A 22,923-nucleotide genomic window follows, 5' to 3' on the forward strand; every position below is an offset into this window, starting at 1 on the left:
TCCAGCCCGCCGCACCGCTGACGGCTCGATTCCCCGGGTTCGATCCTGTGACTCGCCGACTTCCCCTCAGTCCCAACGGGCGGCGGGCGGCAGGATCTCGGCCTCGAGGGTCCGCACCCAGCGGTCCCCCGTCGCCCGGAACTCCCGCCGCGTCGCGAAGCGGTAGTGGTAGGCCCGCACCCGCACCCAGCTCGGCGTCGCCCCGTCGAACGGGTCGCGGGCGAGCAGCGCGAGCGTCGGGGCGTCGGCCGCGAGCAGACGCTCGATGAGCACCCCGAACCACGGCTCCCACATGCGCCCGAGCGGCAGGAACCACATCAGCCAGTCGAGCCGCAGGTGATACGGGGCCCACTGCCGCGGCACCGCGCGCACGTCGCCGGGCTTGCCCTTGAAGCCGTACTCCGACCACGCGGCATCCTCGTCGGGCACCTCGTCGAGCGTGCCCTCGACGACGATCTCGATGCGCCGCTTCGTGACGGTGCCGAACGCGCCGTAGGCGTTCACGAGCATCCACCGGTTGAAGGCGGCGTTCATGAGCTGGCGCCGCGAGAAGAGGTTCCGCAGCGGCCACCAGCTGAGCACGAGCAGCAATGCGGAGGCCGCGAGCACGACGAGCGTCCACCAGACGGGCGACCCAGAGGCATCCGTGCCGAGATCAGCCGGGATCGCCGGGACGAGCGCATGCCAGACCGAGTCGGGCACGGCCGCGGCGGCGAGCACGACCGTGATCCAGTTGAGCCAGGCGAAGTTGCCCGTGACGATGAGCCAGAGCTGGGTGGCGATGACGATCGCGGCCGCCGCCGCGCCGACCCACCCCGGCACGAACAGCAGGAACGGCACGACGAGCTGCGCGAAGTGGTTGCCGAGCACCTCGCCGCGGTGGAACCACGGCGGCAGCAGGTGCGCCTGGCGGCTGAGCGGTCCCGGCATCGGCTGGGTCTCGTGGTGGTACATGAGCGCCGTGAGGTCGCGCCACTCGCGACCGCCGCGGATCTTGATCATGCCGGCGCCGAACTCCAGCCGGAACACGAGCCACCACACCGCGACGACGATCGTGATCGACGGGGGCTGCGAGTTCGAGCCGAGGAACGCCACGGTGAACAGCGCCTCGCAGAGCAGCATCTCCCATCCGAACCCGTAGAAGGTCTGCCCGACGTTGACGATCGAGAGGTAGAGCAGCCAGAGCCCCAGGAACACGAGCATCGGCAGCCACGGCGGGCCGAGCTGCGGCAGCCCGAGCACGACGGATGCCCCGAGCACGATCCCGGCGACGGCGACCGCGACGAGCCGCCGGTCGGTGTACCCCCAGCGGAACAGGCTCGGGCCGCGCAGCCGCGAGGCGCGGCGCAGCAGCTCGGGCACCGGCAGGAGGCCCCGCTCGCCGAGCAGCGGGCGGAACTGGTTCAGCGTCGACCAGAACGCGACGACGGCCAGTGCACCGACGCCGCGCTGCAGCACCTGGCGGGCGACCTCGTAGTCGTGCGCGTCGAACCAGGCGGTCCAGTCCACCCCTCAACGCTACGCCGCGGCCCGCCCGTCGCGCAGGAGCTGGGCGCCCCGTTCGGGGCCGCCGGAGTCAGACGCGGAGACCGAACCGCTCGCGGAGGGCGAGCTTCGCCGCGTACCACCCGTTCATGCCGTGCACGGCGGGACCGGGCGGGGTCGCGCTCGAGCAGAGGTACACGCCGTCGACGGGGGTGCGCCACGGCGCCGTCGAGATCACCGGGCGCTTCACGAGCTGGGTGAGGTCGAGCGCCCCCGAGTAGATGTCGCCGCCGACGTAGTTGCGGTTGTAGATCCCGATCTCGTGCGCCGAGCTCGCCGCGCTCGCGAGCACGACGTCGCGGAACCCCGGCGCGAAGCGCTCGACCTCAGCGGTCACGAGCTCGGTCGCGTCGAGCGTCGACCCCGCCGGCACGTGGGTGTACGCCCACAGCACCTGCTTGCCCGCGGGCGCACGGCTCGGGTCGACGACGCTCGGCTGGCAGACGAGCACGTACGGATGCCTCGGGGCGCCGCCGTCGCCGGCGATCTGCGCGTTCAACCCGGGTTGCAGGCCTCGCGCGACCGCGTTCTCGGCCGCGGCGATCTCGCGCCGGCTGCCGCCGAGGTGCACGGTCGGCGCGAGTCCGACGGCGGGGTTCGCCCACGGCACCGGACCGTCGAGCGCGAAGTCGACCTTCGCGACGCCGGATCCGTAGCGGTAGCGACGCAGCGCGCGCTCGTAGCGGTGCGGCAGCTCGGCGCTGAACAGCAGCTCGGGCGAGGTGTCGAGCAGCACCGCGCGCGAGCCGCCCACCTCGTCGAGCGACTGCACCGGCGCATCCGTCACGATCTCGGCGCCGTGCTCGGCGAGCTCAGCGGCGAGCGCATCGGCGATCGCCTGGGATCCGCCCTTCGGCAGCCCCCAGCCGACGCCGTGGGCGTGCATCGCGATCAGCAGTCCGGCGCCCGCCGAGGCGAGCGAAGGCAGACCGCCCGCCGCGTGCGCGACGACGCCCGTGAAGAGCGCCGGCGCGACGTCCCCCGTGAAACGCCGGTCCCAGGCTCGGGTGCCCTGATCGAGCGCGCGCAGGCCGAATCGGAACGCCGCGATCGGATCGCGTGGCACCCGGAGCAGCTGCGAACCCGTGAAGTCGACGACGCCGTCCTGGCGGGCGAGGAGCGGTCCGACGAGACGCTGCCACGCCCGGCCGTCGGCGCCGAGCCCGTCGACGGTGCGGTCGAGGTCGCGCCAGGCGATGCCGGCACGGCCGCCCGGCAACGGGTGCGCGTAGGAGGCCTCGGGCAGGATCCACTCGGGCGCGCGCGGCCCGTCGACGAGGCCGAGCTCGCGGAACACCGGGGAGGCGAGCGCCGCCGGATGCACCGCCGAGCAGACGTCGTGCCGGAAGCCGGGCAGCGTCAGCTCAGCGGTGCGAACGCCCCCGCCGATGGTCGGCGCCGCCTCGACGACGCGCACGGTGAGCCCGGCGCGCGCGGCGACGACGGCGGCGGTGAGCCCGTTGGGCCCCGATCCGACGACGGTGACGTCGACCATGCTCAGAAGGTGTGGAGATAGACCCAGGGCAGGCGGTCCATCATGAGTCGGTGGCGGTTGCCCTGGGCATCGGGGGCGTCGTCGGGCACGGCCGGGCCGCGCCCCTCCCCGCCCGGGGCGGCGTCGTACTCGTCGTCCTCCTGCCAGAGCACCATGCGGCGGGCGTCGTCGCGGCGGGCCCGGTAGGAGCGCACCTCACCGGCGGCGAACCCGGCGAGCGCAGCGTCGACCGACGGGGCCCCGCGCAGCCCGTGCAGGGTGACCCACGTCGGCGGCCACAGCGTCATGCCACCCGCGGCGTGCCGGTCGAGGGCGTCGACCGGCCGGATCCACTCCGCGGAGACGACCTCCTCGGGGGCGAGCCGCAGTTCGCCGTCGGGGACGCGCACGGCGAAGAACGCCGTCGTCAGCTGCTTGGGAGCACCGCGCGGCGGGGTCCACAGGGAGAAGGGCACGAGCTCACGCCCGTCGATGACGAGGCCCACCTCCTCCTCCACCTCGCGCACGGCGGCGCGCCGGGCGGCCTCGAGCCCGTCGGCTGGGCCGCCGAGCGCGTCGGCCTCGTCGACGGCACCGCCCGGGAACACCCAGGCGCCGGCGAACGAGCCGCGATCGCTCGGCCGCTCGGCGAGCAGCACCTCGAGGCCGAGCTCGCCGTCGCGCAGCAGCACGACGGTGGCGGCGGATCGGGTGGCGACGGAAGAGCTCGGGGACTCGGGCGCGCTGTCCATCCACTCAGACTAGGCCGGTCGGCCCCACCTCGCACCGGGGCGGGCCGATACACTGCCGGGATGGATGACGCCGCAGCGCAGGAGCGGGTCGACGCGGCCGGGCCGTCGCGACTGGCCCGCGCGGTGCTCGCACCGAACGCCGGCCCGATGACCCTCGACGGCACGAACTCGTACGTGCTGCAGGCGCCCGGCGCCCGTTCGACGATCGTCGTCGATCCGGGACCCGCCGATGCCGGCCACCTCGAGCTGCTCGCGGGCGCCGGCGAGGTCGAACTCGTGCTCATCACGCACCACCACGCCGACCACACCGAGGGGATCGACGCCTTCGCGCGGCTGACCGGGGCTCCGGTGCGGGCGATCGACCCCGTGTTCTGCCGCGGCGCGGCGCCGCTCGCCGACGGCGAGCGCATCGTCGGGGCGGGCGTCGAGCTCGAGGTGCTCGCGACCCCCGGGCACACGGCCGACTCGGCGTGCTTCGCCCTGCTCGGCGAGACGGGCGAACCCCGGGAGGACGGCGACCGCTCGCCGCTCGCGGTGCTCACCGGCGACACGATCCTCGGCCGGGGAACGACGATCATCGCCGACCCCGACGGCGCGCTCGGCCCGTACCTCGACTCGCTCGAACGGTTGCGCGCGCTCGGCACGCCCGGGCCGGTCGCCGTGCTGCCGGGTCACGGCCCTGCGCTGTCCGACCTCGCGGCGATCTGCGACGCCTACCTCGCGCACCGGGCCGAGCGGCTCGACCAGGTGCGCGCCGCACTCGCCCGGCTCGGCGCCGACGCGACGGTCGGCGAGGTCACCGACCTCGTCTACGCCGACACGGATGCCTCGGTGCGGGGCGCGGCCGAGGCATCCATGCGTGCGCAGCTGCGCTACCTGCGCGAGCCCGCCTGACGCACCCGCCCAGACGCAGGATCGCCCGGTTCCACGAGGAACCGGGCGATCCGTGCGATGCGCCGTGCGTCAGGCCGCGACGGCGAAGCCGCCGGTCCAGCCGATCTTCTCCTGCACGGCGAGGGTGAGCTGGAGGAAGCCGATCGACTCGAGCTCGCGGGCTCGCTTGAGCGATCCCGCGTCGATCGCCTTCACACCGCCGGCGCGCACGACGTCGATGAGGGCCTGCTTGGCCACGGCGTCGTCGCCCGCGACGAGCACGGTGGTCTCCTCGTCGCCGACCGACTTCGAGGCGAGGGTCGCGGCGAAGTTGGTGTTGAACGCCTTGAGCACGCGCGACTCGGGCAGGAGCGCGGCGAGCTCGGCCGCCTTCGAACTGTCGGACGCGGGCACGAGCGAGTCGAAGGTCTCGAAGTCGAGCGGGTTGGTGATGTCGACGACGATCTTGCCGGCGAGCTCGGCACCACGGGCCTCGACGATCTCGGCGAGTGCGAAGTGGGGCACGGCGAGCACGACGATGTCGCCCGTGATCGGCTGCGAGACGTCGCGGCCGATGACCTCGACGCTGTTGCCGCCCGCGGCGACGATGCCGCCGATCGCGCTGCCCATGTTGCCGTTTCCGATGATGCTGACGGTCGTCATTGCGATTCCTCCCCGCGCCGTTCGACGCGATTACTTGTTACGACAACTATTACGATAGCCCAATTCAGTTGTTGCGTCAACCAATGCGCTAGAATCGAGGCATGGCAGACGAAACGCAGTGGCTCTCCCCCGAGGAATCGGCGGCCTGGGTGCGCCTCATCGCCGTCGCCGAACTGCTGCCCGGCGCACTCGACGCGCAGCTCCTCCGCGACGCGGGCCTCACCCATTTCGAGTACGTCGCGCTCATGGCCCTCGCGGACGCCCCGGACCGCACCATGCGCATGACCGAGCTCGCCTCGCGCACGAACGCGACCCTGCCGCGCCTCTCGCACGTCGCCCGCCGGCTCGAGGAGCGAGGGCTGATCCGACGATTCCCCTGCCCCGAAGACCGGCGCGCGACGAACGCGACCATCACCGAGGCCGGGCTCGAGCTCATGGCCGGCGCCGCCCCCGGGCACGTCGGCACGGTGCGCGCGAACGTGTTCGACGCGCTGAGCGCCGAGCAGCTCGAACAGCTCTACGTCATCGCGGGCGCCGTGCTCGCGAAGCTCGATCCCGACGAGCGGCTCTCGGCCACCTCCTGCCAGTTCAGCGAGGGGCCGGTCGTCCGCACGCTCGCGAGCTAGGGCTTCGCCGCCCGGGGCAGCGCTGCTCACAGCAGCGCTGCCGTCGGCAGCATCGGGCCCGCGCCGCGCCCCCACGGCGCAGGCTGAGGGCATGAGCGAACAGACCCCGGCCATCCAGCCGATCGACGCCGAGCTCACCGCCCGGCTCTTCCACGAACGCATCATCGTGCTCGGCGACGAGCTCGACCAGCAGGGCGGCAACCGCCTCTGCGCGCAGCTCGTCACCCTCGCGGCCGACGACCCGCGCCGAGACATCCGCTTCTGGATCAACTCGCCCGGCGGCTCGGTGTCGGCGATGCTCGCCATCGCCGACCTGATGCGCTCGATCCCGAACGACGTGTCGACGATCGCGTACGGCATCGCGGCGAGCGCGGGCCAGTTCCTGCTCAGCGCGGGCACGCCGGGCAAGCGCTTCGCCCTGCCGCATGCGCGCATCCTCATGCACCAGGGATCGGCGGGCATCGGCGGCACCGCCGTCGACGTCGAGCTGCAGGCCGACGACCTGCGCCACATGCGCGACACCGTGCTCGGCATCACCGCGGCGAACACCGGCCAGCCCCTCGAGCGCATCGCCGAGGACTCGCTGCGCGACCGCTGGTACACCGCCACGGAGGCGGTCGACTACGGCTTCATCGATCGCATCGCCGACGGCTTCGACGAGATGTTCCCCCGGGCCGAGCGCCCCCAGACCGGATTGCGAGCGACCGCATGAGCAGCTACACCATCCCCTACGTCGTCGAGAAGCGCGGCAACAGCGAGCGTTCGCTCGACGTCTACAGCCGCCTGCTCTCGGAGCGCATCGTCTACCTCGGCACCGAGATCGACGACGGCGTCGCGAACGTGCTCATCGCGCAGTTCCTCCACCTCGCCTCCGAGTCGAGCGAGACCCCGATCAGCCTCTACCTCAACTCCCCCGGCGGCTCGCCCGGCGCGGCGCTCGCGGTCTACGACACGATGCAGCACATCAGGCCGGATGTCGCGACCACGTGCGTCGGCCAGGCGGCCGGGCCGGCCGCGGTGCTGCTCGCCGGCGGGGCGAAGGGGCAGCGGGCGATCCTGCCGCACGGACGGGTCGTGCTGCACCAGCCCTCGACGCAGGGCCGGGGCTCGATCCCCGACCTGATCATCCACGCCGACGAGGTCGTGCGCGTGCGGGCCGAGCTCGAGGCGGCGCTCGCCGCCGACACGGGGCACGACGCGGCGACGCTGCGACGCGACACCGATCGCGACCGCATCCTGTCGGCGGCCGCCGCCGTCGAGTACGGGCTCGCCGATCACGTGCTGACGGCGCAGGTCGCCGTCGGTGCGGGCGCCGCCTACGCGGCGAGCAGGTAGACGCCGCCGGGCGGTGCGACGACGGTCGCGCCGCCCGCGGCCGTCGCGGCGTCGAGGTCGAGCACGAGCACGGCGTCGACGTCGGACGCGGGATGCCTCGCCGGCACGTCGGCGCGGAACGCGAACGACACCTCGCGTTGGAGGCGTTCGCGCCGCTCGGCCTCGCGGCGTTCGAGCTCGCGCCGGGCCTCGAGCGACTCGGCCACCCGGTGCACGAGCTCGACGAGCTCGAGGCCGAGCGCCTCGGCGACCGAGCCGAGCACCTCGCTCGACGCCTCCTTGCGACCGCGCTCGATCTCGGAGAGGTACTGGGGCGAGACGCCGGCCGCCCCGGCGACCTCGGTCAGGATGCGCTCCTGGGCGAGCCGCTCGCCGCGGAGCACCTCACCCAGCTCGTTGCGCCAGAGCGGCTTGGCGGTGCGCGGTGCTCGCGGGAACTCGACGACCTTGCCCATGCCCCGAGGCTAACCGCCGAGCCGAGCGGGCGACAGCTCGATCCGCTCACAGCAGAACAGCGAGCCCTCGACGACGAAGGCGGCGCGGGATCGCTCCCGCGCCGCCTGCGCCTCATTGCGTCAGGATGCCCCGAGCATCGTCATCGAGGCACCCCGCCGACGTTGATCTCAGCGGCCCCGCCGAACGCATTGCCCGCCATCGAGTTCAGTCCGACGAGCTTCACGTACCGACCGGCAGCGGCAGCGAACTCGACGCGCTGGGGCCCGAGGTCTCCGGTGAACGACCCCGTGGCGACGGGGTCGCCCCAGCTCGTCCCGTCGGCCGAGACGAAGACCTGGTAGTCCTTCATCCGGCCGTTGACCGCGTTCTGGCGCGTCAGGTACTCGAGGCCCGTCACGTCGTAGCTCGCCCCGAGGTCGAGGGTGATGAAGTGCGGGTACGGAACTGCGCCGTTGCGGTACGACGTGTGCCAGAACGTGTACGGGTCGCCGTCGATCGCCTTGGTGGCCGGCGTGTTCTCGGAGACCGTCTCCTCGCTCGAGACCCCGGCGATCGTGAGCTTCGTCTGGTCGATGAGGTTCGGCAGCGGCGGAATCGTGGGAACGGAGAGCGTCTCGGTCGCGCTTCCGGCTCCGTCGCCGCCCCGGTAGTCGGCGGTCGCGGTGAAGACGCGGAGCGCATACCCCGCTCGCTTCTCCGGGACGCGGATCTGGAAGACGGCGACCTCCTCGTCGCCCGCGGCGATGCGGCCGAGGTCGTCGTCGACCACGGCGACCTGCCAGCCGACAGGGCCGGCGAACGACACGGCGACCTTGCTCATCGCCTTGTCCGAGTCGTTCGCCACCGTCACCTCGACGTCGACGATCGCCGGCCCTTCGAGGCTGATCTCGGAGATCGAGACCGCGATCTCGGCCTCCTCGGCCGGCACCTCGTCAGCAGCCTCGGCCTTCTCGGCCTGCTGCTCCGGTGCGGCCGAGGCCGCAGCGGGGGCCTCGGCCTCCGACGCCTCCGGTGCCGGGGCACCTGTTTCGGTCGCCTCGGTCTCAGGGGCGTCCGATGCCGGGGCTTCGGGCGCCTCGGGCTGCTGCAACGCCTCCGGCGTCGGAGCCGGCGTGCTCGTCGCCCCGGGTGCGGGCGGGTCGTCCAGTGTGCTGCCGAATGCCGGCGGTGCGGCCAGCGCGAGCGTCGAGGCGAGCGCGATCGCCGCGAGGGCGCCGCGACGGACGGAGTTCGATGACATTGTTCGCTTCCTCTCTCGTTCGGGGGTCAGACGACGGCCGGCATGGCGGTGCGGACGGAGTCGAGGCCGAGGCGGAGCTTCTTCCACTCGCCGCGGGTGAAGTCGGGCACCTCGACCGGGCGGCCGCCCTTCTCGATCGACGTCACGCTGAGCGGCACGGGTGCGCACCACGCGGCCGAGTCGTAGACGTCGATGTCGGGCACCTGGCCGGTGCGCATCTGCTGCACGATGCGCCACTGCAGGATGTAGTCCATGCCGCCGTGGCCGCCGCCGGCCGCGGGCCCCTCGAGGTCCTTCCACAGCCAGTGGTCGTACTCGGCGCGCAGCGCGCTCGCGCCCCGCCAGGTGTCGCCGCTGTGGATCGGCTCGGCGTAGACGCGTGCGCCCGTCGCATCGGCGCCGACGTAGTCCTCGAAGATGCCGCGGCTGCCCTCGATCGTGTTGATGCGGCTGTACGGTCGCGGCTGGCTCACGTTGTGCTCGGCCCGGATCATGCGCCCGTTCGCGGTGGAGATCATGCAGGTGACGAGGTCGCCGTTGATGTACTCCTCCTTCCACGAGCGGTGGTCGCGCGGCACGAACCGCTCGCGGTAGTCGGCGAGGCCCCGAGGCGCGCTCGCGGTCGCGGTCAGGGTCGTCAGCCGGTCGCCGCGGTTGATGTCCATCGCGGCCGCGATCGGCGCGAGCCCGTGCATGGGGTAGAAGCTCGCGACGCTCTTCGTGTGCCAGATCCGACGCCAGTCGTCGGTGTAATAGCCGTCGTTGAAGAGCAGCGACCGCAGGTCGTGCAGGTAGCCGCCGTGTCCGCTCGTGATGTCGCCGAAGACGCCGTCGTGCGCCATCTTGAGCATCGCGAGCTCGTTGCGGCCGTACGAGCAGTTCTCCATGAGGAACAGGTGCTTGCGGGTCTGCTCGCTCGTGTCGACGAGGTCCCAGAGCTCGTCGAGCTCGGTCGCGATGGGCAGCTCGACGCCGACGTGCGCACCGGCCTTCAGCGCGGCCTTGCCCTGGGCGTGGTGGAACTCCCACGGCGTGGCGATGTAGACGAGGTCGAGCTCTTCGGTGTCGAGCATCTTCTGGAACGAGGCGTCGGAGCCGCCGTACTCGCGCGGGCGGGGCTTGCCGGCGTTCGCGACCCGATCGGCGGCGCGGGTCGCGCGATCCCCTCGGATGTCGCAGACGGCGACAACCTGCGCGCCCGGCACGCTGACCCAGCTGCCGAGCATGCCCATGCCGCGGTTGCCGAGCCCGATGAGGCCGATCTTCACGGTGTCGACCTGGTTGAAGGGTTCGTTCGCCATCGATCGCGAGCCCTGCTTGCGGGCCGGCGCGGCGGCGGTCGCTGCGCCCGAACTCGCGGCCGTCGCGAGCGCGACGCCGGCCAGCGCTCCGCCGAGCAGGTTCCTGCGGGTGAAACCGGATGCCACGGATTCGAGGTCGGCGGCGGCTCCGACCTTCTCGCGCGGACTGGTGAAGAAACGCGGCATTGCACTCTCCAGAGCTCGTGTGTGTGGTTGTTGAGCACACTGGCGCAGGTGAGCGATGGATGTCAAGAGTTGATTGGAAACTGACTCAATCAATCATGAAGGTGCAGAAGTCGACGAATTCTGCCGCCTGGCGCACAGAAAAACGGGCCTCACCGATCACTCGGTGAAGCCCGTTCCGGCTCTGGTCAGGCGACTTCGTACGTCAGGCAGTCGGCATCGTCGGCGCCGGCGCCGATGCGCACCGAAGCCGCGGTGCACTCGAGCTTCGAGTTGTGCACGCACTCGGCGCGCTGGCATGCGCCGACGTGGGTGAGCACCTTGTCGAGGCCGCCCTTGCTGCCCAGCGGGATGAAGGTCGCGCACTCGGCATCGCCGACCGAACCGGCGATCGTCACGGCGGCGGCATGGCAGTGCGAATGATCGTTGTAGGAGCATCCGGCCACCGAGCATTCGGCGACTGCGGGCAACTCGTCGAGCGTCATGCTCATGGGTGACCTCCTCTGGCGGTTGCGACCCGTCGAGACGGCCGCTCGGTATCTGGATGCTAACCCCGCACGGCGCGATCCCACAGTATCCATGGGACGGTTTTCCGCAGATCAGTGCGACTTTCTTCTGAGGATTGCCTAACCTTCCCGGCCTTGTTCCGGGCGCCGCAGCATGACTCAGGCCGGAGCGTTGTCGGGGTCGACGGTCTCGATCATGTCCTCCTCGACGGCGTTGTCTGCCTCGACGTCGTTCGCCTCGTCGCCGCGATCAGGGCCGCCGTCGGCCGGCTCCCCCTCGCGGTCGAGACGACCTGCCTCGTCAGGGTGTTCGGATGCTCGGGGTGCCCCTCGATCGCGCGTCACGTCACTCATGATGCCCTCCCAGGTCTCGATCGTCGCGGTCGTCCGAGCGTGCGCGGGCGCGAGGCATCCCGTCAACCGCTTGACAGCGACGCCGACGAGGCGAGCCGCCGTTCAGTACTCGAGCACGTAGCTCCGGTGCGAGTGGGCGATCTCGAACCCGAGGCCGGTGTACAGGCCCAGTGCCCCGGTCGGGTTCTCGGCGTCGACGTCGAGCGTCGCCTTCTCGAGGCCCACCGAGCGACACGCGTCGAGATGACGGGCGAGCAGCCGCCGGGCCATGCCGCGACCGCGCCACGACCGGACGACGCCGACGAGCTGCACGTACGAGGAGCTGAAGCCCTGGCCCGCCCAGTCCTGCTCGTTGCGGAGCGCGAGCACGAAGCCGACGACCTCGCTGCGACCGTCGATCGGCGCGACGGCGAGGAACGAGAGCGACGGGGCGAACTGCTCGCCGCCGACGAAGCGCGCCCACCGCTCCCGGCCCGTGGACTGGCTGCCCCAGTGGTCGACGAAGGCCGCGTTGCGGGCGAGCCGTGCCGATTCCGTCCACTCCGCCGACCACGGGACGATCGCGTACGCCCCGTCATCGGGGCCGAGGTCGACGGGCTGGGCGACCTCGCGCTCCAGCGTGAAGAAGTGCCGGCGCAGCTCGAGGCCCGCCCGGGAGAGGAGGGCCTGCGCATCGGGTGCACGTTCCTCCGCATACGCCATGATCCAGCCCGGCAGGGTCTTCTCGCTCGCCGAGAGCTGCTCGCGAGCTCGGGCGAGCTCCCACTCGAGCAACCGCCGTCCGATGCCGCGGCCGCGTGCTTCGGGCCGCACCGAGCCCGACACGATCGAGCGCACGAGGGTCTCCTGGCCGGGCGGGACGACGGCCGATCCGCTCGCGAGGATCCGCCCGTCGTCGGCGAAGGCCAGCAGGGTGTCGCGGACGGGGTCGATGTGCGAGAGCTCGAAGGTCTCGAGCAGCTCGTCGCGCGACTCGACCCAGTTCGGATGGTCGGCGCTCGCCACGTCGGCGTGGAAGGCGAGGAGCTCGTCGAGGTCGCCTGGGGCGGCGGGCCGCCAGCGGGCGACGTCGGGGTGCTCGGGGAGGACGGGCGCGGGAGCGACGCCCACTCGACTCGACAACGGGGGTCGCGGCTCGGCCATGCTCAGATCCTGCCACGCCCGGGCCGGGCGGCGACCGACCGCGCCGGGATGCTGGAGTTCGCGTCGCCGCACGGGCATGATGAAGCCACGGACACGGAGGTGGGCGATGTCGACGGAGACGATGTTGTGGTCGATCCTGGGGCTGATCGGCGCAGTGGGCGGGGTGCTGCTGCTCGCCGCGCTCTGGTCGCTGATACGCCGCCCACGGCAGTGACCGGGGCGGCGCTCCCCGACGGGTTCAGCGGATCGCGTCGGCGATCGGCGTCGCGCCCGCGTTGAACCGGATCGTGCGCCCGATGGTCGCCGGCTCGGCGAGCACGGCGGCCGCGACGGCCGCCACATCGGCGCGGTCGACGGTCAGGCTCTCGGATGCCTCGGCGTCGATGCGCCCCGTGCCCTCGCCGTCGGTGAGGCGGCTCGGGCCGAGGATCGTCCAATCGAGCGCCGTCGTCACGAGGTGCTCGTCGGCGGCCGCCTTCGCCTCCGCGTACGCGTGGAACGAGTCGGCCTCTGGCACCGAGTGGTCGGGCGAACGGAAGTACGAGACCATCACGTAGCGCCGCACGCCCGCCGCCTCGGCGGCGGCCATCGAGCGCACCGCCGCATCGCGGTCGACCGCGTAGGTGCGCCGCGGATCGCCGCCGCCCGCACCCGCCGACCAGACGACGGCATCGTGCCCCCGGACGAGGTCGGCGAGGCCGTCGACGTCGAGGGTCTCGATGTCGGCGACGACCGGGTTCGCGCCGCTCGCGGCGACCTCGGCCGCGTGCGCGGGGTTGCGGATCACCGCGTCGACCTCGTCGCCGCGCGCCACGAGGAGACGTTCGAGCCGCAATGCGACCTTCCCGTGCCCTCCGATGAGTACGATGCGTGCCATGCGGAACTCCTTCGCTGCTCCTGCTCCACGCTACCCGGCCCCGGCACCGGAGGGCGGTCCGGCGCCGTGCCGGTGACCAGCGCGGGTCTCCTGCTCTACCGGACGGCGCCGGTGGAGGCCGCTCCGACGGGCGCCGTGCTCGAAGTGTTCATCGCCCACATGGGCGGCCCGTACTGGGAGCGCCGGCACGAGGGGGCCTGGACCGTGCCGAAGGGCGAGTACCTCGTCGCGACCGAGCATCCGCTGCTCGCCGCCCGGCGCGAGTTCGGCGAGGAGATCGGGGTCGCGGCGCCCGAGCTCGACTACGCCGACCTCGGCGAGTTCCGATCCTCGACCGGCAAGCTCACCCGGGTCTACGCGGCCGAGGCACCCGACTTCGAGATCGGCCACGTGGAGAGCAACTCCTTCGAGCTCGAGTGGCCGCCGCGCTCAGGTCGCGTCCAGTCCTTCCCCGAGGTCGACGACGCGCGGTGGGTGCCCATCGACGAGGCGCGATCGCTCGTGACGAAGGGCCAACGGCAGATGCTCGACGCGCTCGAGGCACGGCTCGACGAATCGGGCTGACCCGCATCACTCAGCCGACGCCGAACTCCGTCAGGAGTTCCCCGCACCACGCGGGCACCACCGAGCTCGCGGGTCCGTGCCGCACGTCGTCGAAGAGCGGCGTGATCTCGCTCGCCGCGAGGTTCAGTTCGATCGTGCGCGCGCCGTGCTCGGCCGCGGTGACGACGAACCCGGCGGCAGGGTACACAGCGCCGGAGGTGCCGATCGCGGCGAACACCTCGCAGGCGGCGAGTGCGGCCTCGATCTCGTCGAGCCCGTACGGCATCTCGCCGAACCAGACGACGTCGGGGCGCAGCATCCGTTCGCCGCAGTTCGGGCACTCAGGACGCTCGATGAGGTCGCCGGGCACCGGCGAGCGCTCGGCGCACGCGAGGCATCTGGCGAGCGCGAGCTCGCCGTGCATGTGCAGCACCCGGGTCGAGCCCGCCAGTTCGTGCAGGGCGTCGATGTTCTGGGTCACGACGAGCAGCTCGTCGCCGAGGGCCTCCTCGAGGTGCGCGAGTGCGACGTGCGCGGGGTTCGGCTCCGCGAACGCGACGGCATGTCGGCGTGCGTCGTAGAAGCGCTGCACCGTGTCGGGGTCGCGTTCGAACGCCTCGGGCGTCGCGACGTCCTCGACGCGATGCCCCTCCCACAGCCCGCCGGCGTCACGGAACGTCGGCACCCCGCTCTCGGCCGAGATGCCGGCCCCGGTCAGCACGACGACCCGCATGACTCCATGAGACCACGTCGCGGCGGCTGTCGGAATCGCCCGCGATCTTGCAGGATGGCCGTATGGGGGGCGATGCGCTCATCGACGAGGCGGCGGCGCTGTACGCGCTGCGCCCCGAGGAGTTCACCGCGGCCCGGAACCGCCGCGCCCGCGAGCTGCGCGACGACGACCGGGAGCTCGCCGACGCCGTGACCGCGCTGCACCGCCCGGCCCCGGCGGCCTGGCTCGTGAACCAGCTCGTGCGTCACCGCGGCGACGAGCTCGACGAGCTCCTCGGGCTCGGAGCCGAACTGCGCGCCGCGCAGGCCGAGCTCGATGCCCCGGCGCTGGCCCGCCTCGCCAAGCAGCGCCGCGCGCTCGTCGCGGCGCTCGCCCGCGAGGCCGGCTCCCTGGCCGAGCAGCTCGGCGCCCCGGTGCGCCAGCCGGTGCTCGACGAGGTCGCGCAGACCCTCAATGCGGGCATGGTGGATGCCTCCGCCGCCGACGCCGTCTCCAGCGGACGACTCGTGCGGAGTCTCGAGGCCGTCGGCCTCGAGGTCGACCTGGGCGGCGCGGTCGCGGGCGGCCCGGGCAGCCCGACGCCGGCGAAGCGGCCCGCGCGGCCGAAGGCCGGCCGGCGTGGCGACGCCGATGACGATGCGGCAGGACGCGAACGCGAAGAGCAGGCGCGGCGCGAGCGTGCGGAGCACGAGCGTGCGGCGGCGGCGGCGGCCGAGGAGCGCTCGGCCGAGGCATCCGCCGCCCTCGACGAACTCGAGCGCGAACTCGCGGCGCTCACCGAACGGATCGCCGCGGACGCCGCCCGACGCGACGAGCTCGACGCCGAGCTGCGCGAGGTCGAGGACCGGCTCGACGAGCACGGCCGGGAGCAGCGGCGGCTCGGGCGCGAGCGCGACCGGGCGGCACGGTTCGCCGAGACGGCGCGTGACGAGGCGACCGCGGCGCGCCGGGCGCTCGACTAGCCTGTCGGCATGCCCGACACCCCCGACGACGCCCCCGCCCTCCGCCCCGAGACCGTCGCCGTGGTGGCGGGTCGGCCGCCGCACGCACCCGACGCCCCGATGAACGTGCCCGTCCACCTCACGTCCACCTACGTGGCGGGCGGCGACACCGCGTACGGGCGGTACGGCAACCCGAGCTGGACGGCCTTCGAGGACGTGCTCGGGGCGCTCGAGGGCGGCCGCTGCGTCTCGTACGCCTCGGGCATGGCCGCGATCTCGGCGGTGCTCGACCTCGTCGCGCCCGGCGGGCTGGTCGTCGCGCCGCGCCACTCGTACACGGGCACGGTCGCGCTGCTCGAGGAGCGGGCCGAGCAGGGGCGCCTCCGGGTCCGCTTCGTCGACATCTCCGACACGCCCGCCGTCGTCGCTGCCTGCGCCGGAGCCGCGATGGTGTGGTTCGAGACGCCGACGAACCCCGCGCTCGAACTCGCCGACATCGCGGCCATCGCGGCCGCGGCGCATGAGCACGGCGCGCTCGTCGCGGTCGACAACACCTTCGCGACGCCGCTGCTGCAGCGCCCGCTCTCGCTCGGCGCCGACCTCGTGGTGCACTCGGCGACCAAGTACCTCTCGGGTCACAGCGACGTGGTGATGGGCGCCGCGATCGCCGCGAGCGAGGAGCACGCCGCCGCGCTCGTGCAGCGTCGAAGCCTGGCCGGGGCGATCCCGGCGCCGCTCGAGGCGTTCCTGGCGCTGCGCGGGATGCGCACGCTCGCGGTGCGGCTCGACCGTGCCCAGGCGAACGCGCAGGAGCTCGTGCGGCGGCTCGACGGGCACCCCGCGATCGACGAGGTGCGCTACCCCGGCTTCGGGGCGATCGTGTCGATCGTCGTGCGCGGCGGCGCAGTGCCGGCGGAGACCCTCGCCGAGCGCACCCGCCTGTGGGTGCACGCCACGAGCCTCGGCGGGGTCGAGTCGACGCTCGAGCGGCGTCGGCGCTGGCCGGCCGAGCAGCCCACCATCCCCGAGGGCCTCGTGCGGCTGTCGGTCGGGATCGAGCAGGTCGACGACCTCTGGCGCGATCTCGCCGGCGCCCTCGACTCGCTCGGCTGACGCCGGGGCGACCCTCAGCCGAGACGGGCCAGGAGCCAGTCCATGGCGTCGGGCACGGTGTCGAGCACCGAGATGTGCCCGTCGTCGAGGCGCATCCAGAGCGTCGCGTTCCGCAGGTGGGCGAGCTGCCACGCCGCATGCCGCCGCGGCACCACCCGGTCGCCTTCGCCCTGCACGACGAGCACGGGGGCGACGACCTCGGCGAGCTCGAACCCCCACGGGCTCGCGAAGGCGACGTCGTCGTCGATGAGCCCGTCGGGGCCGAGTTCCCCGGCACGCACGGCATCCGCGCCGAGGGACGCCCACCGGCCCTCGAGCGCCGCGAGATCCACCGGCAGGAACTGCGCGGGGTCGAACTCCTCGGTCTCGGCGAAGCGCGCCCTGGCCGTGCGCCCCTGCCGTGCGGCCTGCAGCGCGCCCGGTGCATGCATGCCGTCGTACCAGTCGTAGTCCTCGGTGAAGGGGGCGATCCCCGCGAGCACCGCCGCGCCGATCACCCGATCGGGATGCCTCGCCGTACCGGCGAGCGCGTGGGGCCCGCCGCCCGACGCCCCCATCGAGGCGAAGCGCCCGATGCCGAGCGCGTCGGCGACCGCGACGACGTCGTCGGCCGCAGAGGCGACGTCACGTCCGGGGCGCGGCGTCGAGCCGGCGTAGCCCGGGCGGGCGTACGAGACGAGGCGGATGCCCCTGGCCTCCGCCGCGGCGGCGACCGGTTCGAGCGGCGCCCCCGTCTGCGGCGAACCGTGGTGCCAGACGAGCGTGAGCGGCGCCGAAGCATCCGCGCCGGAGTCGTACGCGCGCAGCACCCGACCGTCGTCGAACCGCACGTCCTGCACCGTCGCCATGCGCACCTCCGTCGCCACCCGGCCTCGCGCCGGTGCGCCCAGCCTAGGCTGGGCTCGTGATCGAGGGCTTCCTGCAGGGCGTGCGGATGCTCGTGCGCGGCTTCGCGTTCTGGGCGAAGCGCCCGCGGGTGATGCTGCTCGGGCTGATCCCGGCCGCGATCGTGTTCCTCCTCGTCGTGGCGGCGCTCGTGGGGCTCGGCTTCGGGCTGCCCTCGCTGACCGACTGGCTCACCCCGTTCGCCGACGACTGGGTCGAGCCGTGGCGCGGCCTCGTGCGCGGCACGATCGGGGCGATCCTCCTCGCCGCCGCCGTCGTGCTCGCCGCGGTGACGTTCACGGCGGTGACGCTCGCCGTCGGCGACCCCTTCTACGAGCAGATCTGGCGCGCCGTCGAGACCGAGCTCGGCGGTGAGGTGCCCGAGCACGGCCCCGGGTTCTGGCGCGCGGTCGGCGATTCGCTCGGGCTCATCGGCATGGGTGCGGTGATCGCGATCGGCGTCGGAATCGTCGGGCTCATCCCGCTCCTCGGCGCGGTCGTCGGGCCGGTGCTCGGCGTCGTGCTCTCCGGTCGATTGCTGGCCGCCGAGCTCGTCTCGCGCGCGTTCGCGGCGCGCGGGCTGCGCGGCACCGATCGGCGACGGATGTTCCGGGGCAGGCGCTCATCGATGTTCGGCTTCGGCGTGGCGACCCAGCTCTGCTTCATGGTGCCGCTCGGCGCGGTGATCGCGATGCCGGCTGCCGTCGCCGGTTCGACGATGCTCGCCCGGGCGGCGATCGACGCCGCCGCATCCGCCGCGCCCCCAGGCGCTGCTGCTTCTGCAGGAGATTAGGTCCCATCCCCTGCTCTGAGCCCTGCTCAGCGCAATTCTCCTGCAGAAGCAGCAGGAGGAGCAGGTGGAGATGCGGGCGCCCGGCCCTCGAAGAGCAGGATCGGCACCGGCCCGAACGGCAGCGATCTCGCGCGCACGCGCCGCACCTCGCCGGCGGTGAACCCCGCCGCGACGAGGGCCGCCTCGGTCTCGCGGTCCCAGTGGCATCCGTGGCACCACCGCTTCGACAGGGGGGTCGCGACCCGCTGCACCGCGCGCTTCAGCGTGCCGCGGGGCGCGGCGACGTGGTCGACGAAGACGACCCGGCCGCCGGGCACGAGCACCCGCCGCACCTCGGCGAGCGCGGCCGCCTGATCGGTGACCGAGCAGAGCACGAAGGTGCCGACGACGGCGTCGACGGAGTGATCGGGCAGCGGGATCCGCTCGGCGACCGCGTCGAGCGGTTCGGCCGGGTGACCCCATTCGCGCCCGCGGGTGGCGAGCTCGGCACGGCGCTTCGCGTCGGGTTCGAGGCCGATCCACTCGACCCCGAGCTCGAAGGCGCCGAAGTTCTCGCCCTCGCCGGCGCCGATCTCGAGCACCCGCCCGCGCACGCGGCCGAGCAGTTCGCGACCGAGTTCGTCGACCGCGTCCTGGCTGATCAGTTCGCCGGGGGCCACCCCGGCACGCTACCGCGCGGGCCGGCTCCTGTCATCCGGGCGACCGACTCAGCCGCCCGGCATCGGATGCCTCGTGCCGCGCTCAGGCCTCGAGGCCGGCGGTGCGCGTGGCCGCGGCCACGAACGCGGGGCGCACCCGATCCCAGCCGTCGAGGTAACCGCCGACCATCGCCGCGTCGCGGAGCAGCACGAGCTGCGCGGCCGCCTGCTCGGGCGTCTCGACCTCGGCGGCGGTGAGCAACCCCTCGAGCTCGGAGCGGAACCACTCGCGGTGCTCGCCGACGGCCCGCCGCACGCCGCTGCCGGGGTCGGGGTACTCGGCGGCCGCGTTGATGAAGGGGCAGCCGCGGGTGTGGTTGCGGGCGACGTCGTCGGCGAGGCCCTCGATGACGAGCCCGACGAGCTGCCGCGGCTCGGCGCCCGACGCCTCGGCGGCGTCGAACGCCCCGCGGATGTTCGCGTCCTCGACGCCGAGGTAGGCCTCGACGAGGTCCTCCTTGCTCGGGAAGTGCCGGTAGAAGGTCGCGCGGGTGACGCCGGCCTCGGCGATGATGCGGTCCACGCCGACGGCGTGGATGCCCTCTCGGTAGAAGAGTTCGGACGCCGTCTGGAGCAGCCGTTCGCGCGCCGCGGAGGCGCCGGTGGAGGTGGTTCGTGCAGCCATACCAAAGATGATAGAACGATCTTTCTCTTTTTGCTTGACATCCGTTCCGCCCTGGGCGTACAGTCTGGGAATACAAAGAGATAGAACGATCGTTCTACTTCACAGATCACGAAGCGGTCACCCCGATCGCCCCACCACAAGGAGCAGGAACCATGAACACCACCGGCGCGAACAGCAGCAAGGCCACCATCGTCCTCGTCCACGGGCTCTGGATGACCCCGAAGAGCTGGGACACCTGGGCCGAGTACTTCCGGGCCCGCGGCCACGAGGTCGTCGTCCCGGGCTGGCCCGGGATCGACGACCGCGACGTCGCCGACATCCGCTCGAACCCCGAGTCGCTCAAGGGCATCGGCCTCAAGCAGATCGCCGACCACTACGAGCGAATCATCCGCGCCCTCCCCGAGAAGCCGATCATCATGGGCCACTCCTTCGGCGGCGTGATCACCCAGATGCTCGCCGACCGCGGCCTCGGCGCCGCCTACGTCGGCGTCGAGCCCGGGCAGACCGCCGGCATCACGACGCTCCCCGCATCGACCCTCCGCACGGGCTTCCCGATCCTCGCGAACCCGTTCGACAAGAACGGCGCGAAGCCCCTCTCGAAGTCGCACTTCCACTTCACCTTCGGCAACGACCTCGGCCGCGAGGCATCAGACCGCCTCTGGGAGGAGTTCGCGGTGAACTCGTACAACCGGGTCTTCTTCGAGGGCGTCGCCTCGACGATCAACGAGAAGGGCGGCGTCACCCACGTCGACTACGCCCGCACCGACCGCGCGCCGCTGCTCGTCATCACCGGCGAGATCGACCACGTCGTGCCGCCGGCCATCGGCCGGGCCATCGTGAAGAAGTACACCTCGACCGGCAGCCCCGCGATCGTCGAGCTCCGCGAGTTCGCCGGCCGCACGCACCGCATCGTCAGCCAGGACGGCTGGGAGGAAGTGGCCGAGTACGCGCTGAACTGGGCCGTCGAGCACGCGCAGGCGCCGCAGGCCGCCTGATCGGCATCGCCCCCGCCGCGGAAGGCGCGGACCCCGAGGGGTCCGCGCCTTCGCCGCGTTCAGGCCGACCTCAGTCCGCTGCGCGCAGCCCCGCGAAGAACGCCCGGATGTCGCCGACGACGAGCTCGGGCACCTCGAGCGCCGCGTAGTGCCCGCCCCGCTCGAACCGGCTCCAGTGCACGATGTTCGAGTTGTCGCGCTCGGCGAACACCCTGATCGTCTGGAAGTCGTCGGCGAAGACCGCGACGCCCGTGGGCGCCGCGTTGACCTGCGGCTCCTCCCCCGCGGCCTCGGCAGCGGCGGCGGCGCGGGCGTTGTCGAGGTAGGCGCGGCTCATGCCGGCTGCCGCGTTCGCGAACCAGTTGACGCTCACCTCGGTGAGGATCGCGTCGAGCGGCACGAGCGAGGTGCCGTTGCCGAAGGAGTTGAACAGCTCGCTGTAGGCGAGGAGGCCCACGGGCGAATCACTGAGCCCGACCGAGACCGTCTGCGGACGGCTCGCGTTCATCGTGTTGTACCCACCGACCGACTGGAACCACTGCATGTGCTCGAGCCCCGCGTAGTCCTGCGGTTCGAGGCGTTCGAACTCGGCAGGGTCGCCCGAGGGGAACGAGAACAGCTGCAGCACGTGCAGGCCGAGGAAGCCCTCGGGGTTCAGCAGCCCGAGGTCGCGCGCGACGAGCGCGCCGTTGTCGGAGCCGTGGATGCCGTACTCGGTGTAGCCGAGGCGCCGCATGAGCTCGTCGTAGGCCCGGGCGACCCTGGCGGTCGTCCACCCCGACTCGGTGACGGGATTCGAGAAGCCGAAGCCAGGGGCGTCCGGGACGACGACGTCGAAGGCATCCTCGGCGCGGCCGCCGTGCGCGACCGGGTCGACCAGCGGGCCGATCACGTCGAGGTAGTCGACGGATGACCCGGGGTAGGTGTGGGCGAGCAGCAGCGGCGTCGCCCCGGCGTGGGGCGAGCGCACGTGGATGAAGTGGATGGGCTGCCCGTCGACCTCGGTCGTGAAGTGCGGGAACTCGTTGATGCGCGCCTCGACGGCGCGCCAGTCGAAGCCGCTGCGCCAGCGGTCGACGGCCTCGCGGAGGTAGGAGTTCGGCGTGCCGGCATCCCAGTCGTCGACCGGGGCGGCCTGCGGAAGGCGGGTGCGCGCGAGGCGCTCCTGGAGGTCGTCGAGTTCGGCCTGGGCGACCTCGATGCGGAAGGGACGGATCTCGGTGGAAGCGGTGGTCGTGTTCATGTCTTCGACGCTACGGTTCATATAGGCACGTTCCGTTCCTAATGAGCGAAGAGAATCGAACCATGTCCGACACCGCCGCACGCCTCCTCGCGTTGCTCTCGCTCCTGCAATCGCGCCCCGACTGGACGGGCACCGAGCTCGCCGCACGACTCGCGGTCACGACGCGGACGATCCGCAACGACGTCGAGCGCCTGCGCGAGCTCGGCTACCCGGTCGACGCCGCCCGCGGCAGCACGGGAGGGTACCGACTCGGCGCCGGCGGCAAGCTGCCGCCGCTGCTGCTCGACGACGAGGAGGCGGTCGCCGTCGCGGTCGGCCTGCGCGCGGCCACCGGCATCGCCGGGATCGAGGAGTCGAGCGGCCGCGCCCTCGCGAAGCTCGAGCAGGTGCTGCCCTCGCGCCTGCGACCCACGGTCGCCGCCCTGCACGAGACGGTCGACCGCGCACCAGAGAACACGGGCACGGATGCCCCCGACCCCGAGGTCGACGCCGCCGTCCTGCAGGCGGTGGCCGCGGCCATCCGCGACGTCGAGTGGCTGCGCTTCGACTTCCGCGGCGAGCCCGTGCTCGTCGAGCCGTACCGGCTGCTGAGCTGGCAGCGCCGCTGGCACCTCGTCGCACGCGACCCTCGCAGCGGCGACTGGGGCACCTACCGCGTCGACTGGATCGAGCCGCGCATGCCGACCCGTCGGCGCTTCGAGCCCGAGCCGGTGCCCGGCGGCGACGCGACCGCGTTCGCCATGCGCACGATCGCCGCGACCGGCTGGAACGTGCACGCACGCCTCCGCATCGCCGCCTCGGCCGACGAGGTGCTCGCGCGCATCAACCACGCGGTCGGGGTCGTCGAGCCGGTCGACGAGCACCGATCGGTGCTCGTGACGGGTGCCGACACGCTCGAGACGATCGCCGCGTACATCGGGATGCTCGGGATGGACTTCACCGTCGAGTCGCCGCCCGAACTGCGAGCGGTCCTGCTGACGTACTCGGAACGGTACGCCCGGGCCGCCGCCGAGTGACCGGCCGCCG

Annotated in this window: 26 protein-coding genes; 10 read left to right on the forward strand and 16 right to left on the reverse strand. The window is 72.7% G+C overall.

All coding sequences use genetic code 11. The features are described 5' to 3' along the window. Positions 1-66 precede the first annotated feature (66 nt). The 3 genes from ACFVAJ_RS02945 to ACFVAJ_RS02955 all read right to left on the reverse strand — a co-directional run bounded on the left by ACFVAJ_RS02945 (position 67) and on the right by ACFVAJ_RS02955 (position 3,771). Positions 67-1,509 (reverse strand): lipase maturation factor family protein, encoded by a 1,443-nt coding sequence (locus ACFVAJ_RS02945; protein WP_376941299.1) that lies wholly within the window; start codon positions 1,507-1,509, stop codon positions 67-69. 67 nt (positions 1,510-1,576) lie between these two features. Further along, entirely contained in the window at positions 1,577-3,040 is a 1,464-nt protein-coding gene (locus ACFVAJ_RS02950; protein ID WP_376941300.1) for a phytoene desaturase family protein, read from the reverse strand. Between the two features lie 2 nt (positions 3,041-3,042). After that, positions 3,043-3,771 carry an NUDIX domain-containing protein gene (locus ACFVAJ_RS02955; protein WP_376941301.1) on the reverse strand — a complete coding sequence of 243 codons (729 nt, stop codon included), beginning with the start codon at positions 3,769-3,771 and terminating at the stop codon, positions 3,043-3,045. A 60-nt stretch (positions 3,772-3,831) separates the two neighbouring features. Between ACFVAJ_RS02955 and ACFVAJ_RS02960 the strand changes: the two genes are divergently transcribed. Then, positions 3,832-4,665 (forward strand): MBL fold metallo-hydrolase, encoded by an 834-nt coding sequence (locus ACFVAJ_RS02960; RefSeq protein ID WP_376941302.1) that lies wholly within the window; start codon positions 3,832-3,834, stop codon positions 4,663-4,665. Positions 4,666-4,734: 69 nt separating this feature from the next. Here ACFVAJ_RS02960 and ACFVAJ_RS02965 read toward each other — a convergent pair whose 3' ends face one another. Then, positions 4,735-5,307: an NADPH-dependent F420 reductase gene (locus ACFVAJ_RS02965; RefSeq protein WP_376941303.1), complete on the reverse strand. Its 573-nt coding sequence runs from the start codon at positions 5,305-5,307 to the stop codon at positions 4,735-4,737. Between the two features lie 101 nt (positions 5,308-5,408). On the opposite strand from ACFVAJ_RS02965, the gene ACFVAJ_RS02970 reads away from it, so the two are divergent. The 3 genes from ACFVAJ_RS02970 to ACFVAJ_RS02980 all read left to right on the forward strand — a co-directional run bounded on the left by ACFVAJ_RS02970 (position 5,409) and on the right by ACFVAJ_RS02980 (position 7,268). Next, complete coding sequence (locus ACFVAJ_RS02970; RefSeq protein ID WP_376941304.1) at positions 5,409-5,933, forward strand: MarR family winged helix-turn-helix transcriptional regulator; 525 nt, start codon at positions 5,409-5,411, stop codon at positions 5,931-5,933. 91 nt (positions 5,934-6,024) lie between these two features. Further along, on the forward strand, positions 6,025-6,645 hold the full coding sequence (locus tag ACFVAJ_RS02975; protein ID WP_376941305.1) for a ClpP family protease: 621 nt from the start codon (positions 6,025-6,027) through the stop codon (positions 6,643-6,645). Continuing rightward, positions 6,642-7,268 (forward strand): ClpP family protease, encoded by a 627-nt coding sequence (locus tag ACFVAJ_RS02980; protein ID WP_376941306.1) that lies wholly within the window; start codon positions 6,642-6,644, stop codon positions 7,266-7,268. The genes ACFVAJ_RS02975 and ACFVAJ_RS02980 overlap by 4 nt, the downstream gene beginning before the upstream one ends. On the opposite strand, the gene ACFVAJ_RS02985 is transcribed toward ACFVAJ_RS02980, so the two are convergent. From ACFVAJ_RS02985 to ACFVAJ_RS03015, 7 genes are all read right to left on the reverse strand, one after another. After that, positions 7,250-7,723: a helix-turn-helix domain-containing protein gene (locus ACFVAJ_RS02985; RefSeq protein ID WP_376941307.1), complete on the reverse strand. Its 474-nt coding sequence runs from the start codon at positions 7,721-7,723 to the stop codon at positions 7,250-7,252. The two genes, ACFVAJ_RS02980 and ACFVAJ_RS02985, sit on opposite strands and share 19 nt — an antisense overlap. A gap of 140 nt (positions 7,724-7,863) precedes the next feature. Then, a complete protein-coding gene (locus ACFVAJ_RS02990; protein ID WP_376941308.1) occupies positions 7,864-8,964 on the reverse strand; it encodes a discoidin domain-containing protein in 1,101 nt (366 codons plus the stop codon). A 26-nt stretch (positions 8,965-8,990) separates the two neighbouring features. Next, on the reverse strand, positions 8,991-10,451 hold the full coding sequence (locus tag ACFVAJ_RS02995; protein WP_376941309.1) for a Gfo/Idh/MocA family protein: 1,461 nt from the start codon (positions 10,449-10,451) through the stop codon (positions 8,991-8,993). A gap of 185 nt (positions 10,452-10,636) precedes the next feature. After that, positions 10,637-10,939: a DUF1540 domain-containing protein gene (locus tag ACFVAJ_RS03000; RefSeq protein WP_376941310.1), complete on the reverse strand. Its 303-nt coding sequence runs from the start codon at positions 10,937-10,939 to the stop codon at positions 10,637-10,639. Between the two features lie 174 nt (positions 10,940-11,113). Continuing rightward, on the reverse strand, positions 11,114-11,308 hold the full coding sequence (locus tag ACFVAJ_RS03005; RefSeq protein ID WP_376941311.1) for a hypothetical protein: 195 nt from the start codon (positions 11,306-11,308) through the stop codon (positions 11,114-11,116). Between the two features lie 102 nt (positions 11,309-11,410). Further along, positions 11,411-12,451, reverse strand: coding sequence for a GNAT family N-acetyltransferase (locus ACFVAJ_RS03010; RefSeq protein WP_376941312.1), 1,041 nt, complete (start codon positions 12,449-12,451; stop codon positions 11,411-11,413). A 238-nt stretch (positions 12,452-12,689) separates the two neighbouring features. Continuing rightward, a complete protein-coding gene (locus ACFVAJ_RS03015) occupies positions 12,690-13,328 on the reverse strand; it encodes an NAD(P)H-binding protein (protein WP_376941313.1) in 639 nt (212 codons plus the stop codon). A 72-nt stretch (positions 13,329-13,400) separates the two neighbouring features. Here ACFVAJ_RS03015 and ACFVAJ_RS03020 point away from each other — a divergent pair, with 72 nt between their 5' ends. After that, positions 13,401-13,892, forward strand: a complete 492-nt coding sequence (locus ACFVAJ_RS03020; RefSeq protein ID WP_376941314.1) for an NUDIX domain-containing protein — start codon at positions 13,401-13,403, stop codon at positions 13,890-13,892. Positions 13,893-13,902: 10 nt separating this feature from the next. Here ACFVAJ_RS03020 and ACFVAJ_RS03025 read toward each other — a convergent pair whose 3' ends face one another. Then, positions 13,903-14,604, reverse strand: coding sequence for an NAD-dependent deacylase (locus ACFVAJ_RS03025; protein ID WP_376941315.1), 702 nt, complete (start codon positions 14,602-14,604; stop codon positions 13,903-13,905). Between the two features lie 62 nt (positions 14,605-14,666). On the opposite strand from ACFVAJ_RS03025, the gene ACFVAJ_RS03030 reads away from it, so the two are divergent. Both ACFVAJ_RS03030 and ACFVAJ_RS03035 read left to right on the forward strand, forming a co-directional pair. Further along, positions 14,667-15,566 (forward strand): transposase, encoded by a 900-nt coding sequence (locus ACFVAJ_RS03030; RefSeq protein WP_376941316.1) that lies wholly within the window; start codon positions 14,667-14,669, stop codon positions 15,564-15,566. A gap of 9 nt (positions 15,567-15,575) precedes the next feature. After that, positions 15,576-16,658, forward strand: coding sequence for a trans-sulfuration enzyme family protein (locus ACFVAJ_RS03035; protein WP_376941317.1), 1,083 nt, complete (start codon positions 15,576-15,578; stop codon positions 16,656-16,658). A 14-nt stretch (positions 16,659-16,672) separates the two neighbouring features. On the opposite strand, the gene ACFVAJ_RS03040 is transcribed toward ACFVAJ_RS03035, so the two are convergent. Beyond that, on the reverse strand, positions 16,673-17,506 hold the full coding sequence (locus tag ACFVAJ_RS03040; protein WP_376941318.1) for an alpha/beta fold hydrolase: 834 nt from the start codon (positions 17,504-17,506) through the stop codon (positions 16,673-16,675). A 56-nt stretch (positions 17,507-17,562) separates the two neighbouring features. Here ACFVAJ_RS03040 and ACFVAJ_RS03045 point away from each other — a divergent pair, with 56 nt between their 5' ends. Next, positions 17,563-18,336 carry an EI24 domain-containing protein gene (locus ACFVAJ_RS03045; protein WP_376941319.1) on the forward strand — a complete coding sequence of 258 codons (774 nt, stop codon included), beginning with the start codon at positions 17,563-17,565 and terminating at the stop codon, positions 18,334-18,336. 26 nt (positions 18,337-18,362) lie between these two features. On the opposite strand, the gene ACFVAJ_RS03050 is transcribed toward ACFVAJ_RS03045, so the two are convergent. Both ACFVAJ_RS03050 and ACFVAJ_RS03055 read right to left on the reverse strand, forming a co-directional pair. Continuing rightward, entirely contained in the window at positions 18,363-18,995 is a 633-nt protein-coding gene (locus ACFVAJ_RS03050) for a class I SAM-dependent methyltransferase (protein WP_376941320.1), read from the reverse strand. Between the two features lie 82 nt (positions 18,996-19,077). Next, positions 19,078-19,659 (reverse strand): TetR/AcrR family transcriptional regulator, encoded by a 582-nt coding sequence (locus ACFVAJ_RS03055; protein ID WP_376941321.1) that lies wholly within the window; start codon positions 19,657-19,659, stop codon positions 19,078-19,080. A 152-nt stretch (positions 19,660-19,811) separates the two neighbouring features. On the opposite strand from ACFVAJ_RS03055, the gene ACFVAJ_RS03060 reads away from it, so the two are divergent. Beyond that, positions 19,812-20,654, forward strand: a complete 843-nt coding sequence (locus tag ACFVAJ_RS03060) for an alpha/beta hydrolase (protein WP_376941322.1) — start codon at positions 19,812-19,814, stop codon at positions 20,652-20,654. 70 nt (positions 20,655-20,724) lie between these two features. Here the strand turns inward: ACFVAJ_RS03060 and ACFVAJ_RS03065 are convergent, their stop codons facing one another. Further along, on the reverse strand, positions 20,725-21,897 hold the full coding sequence (locus ACFVAJ_RS03065) for an epoxide hydrolase family protein (RefSeq protein WP_376941323.1): 1,173 nt from the start codon (positions 21,895-21,897) through the stop codon (positions 20,725-20,727). A gap of 62 nt (positions 21,898-21,959) precedes the next feature. Here ACFVAJ_RS03065 and ACFVAJ_RS03070 point away from each other — a divergent pair, with 62 nt between their 5' ends. Beyond that, entirely contained in the window at positions 21,960-22,913 is a 954-nt protein-coding gene (locus tag ACFVAJ_RS03070) for a helix-turn-helix transcriptional regulator (protein WP_376941324.1), read from the forward strand. Positions 22,914-22,923: the final 10 nt, after the last annotated feature.

It is taken from the genome of Agromyces sp. NPDC057679, assembly GCF_042799635.1.
Lineage (GTDB): Bacteria > Actinomycetota > Actinomycetes > Actinomycetales > Microbacteriaceae > Agromyces.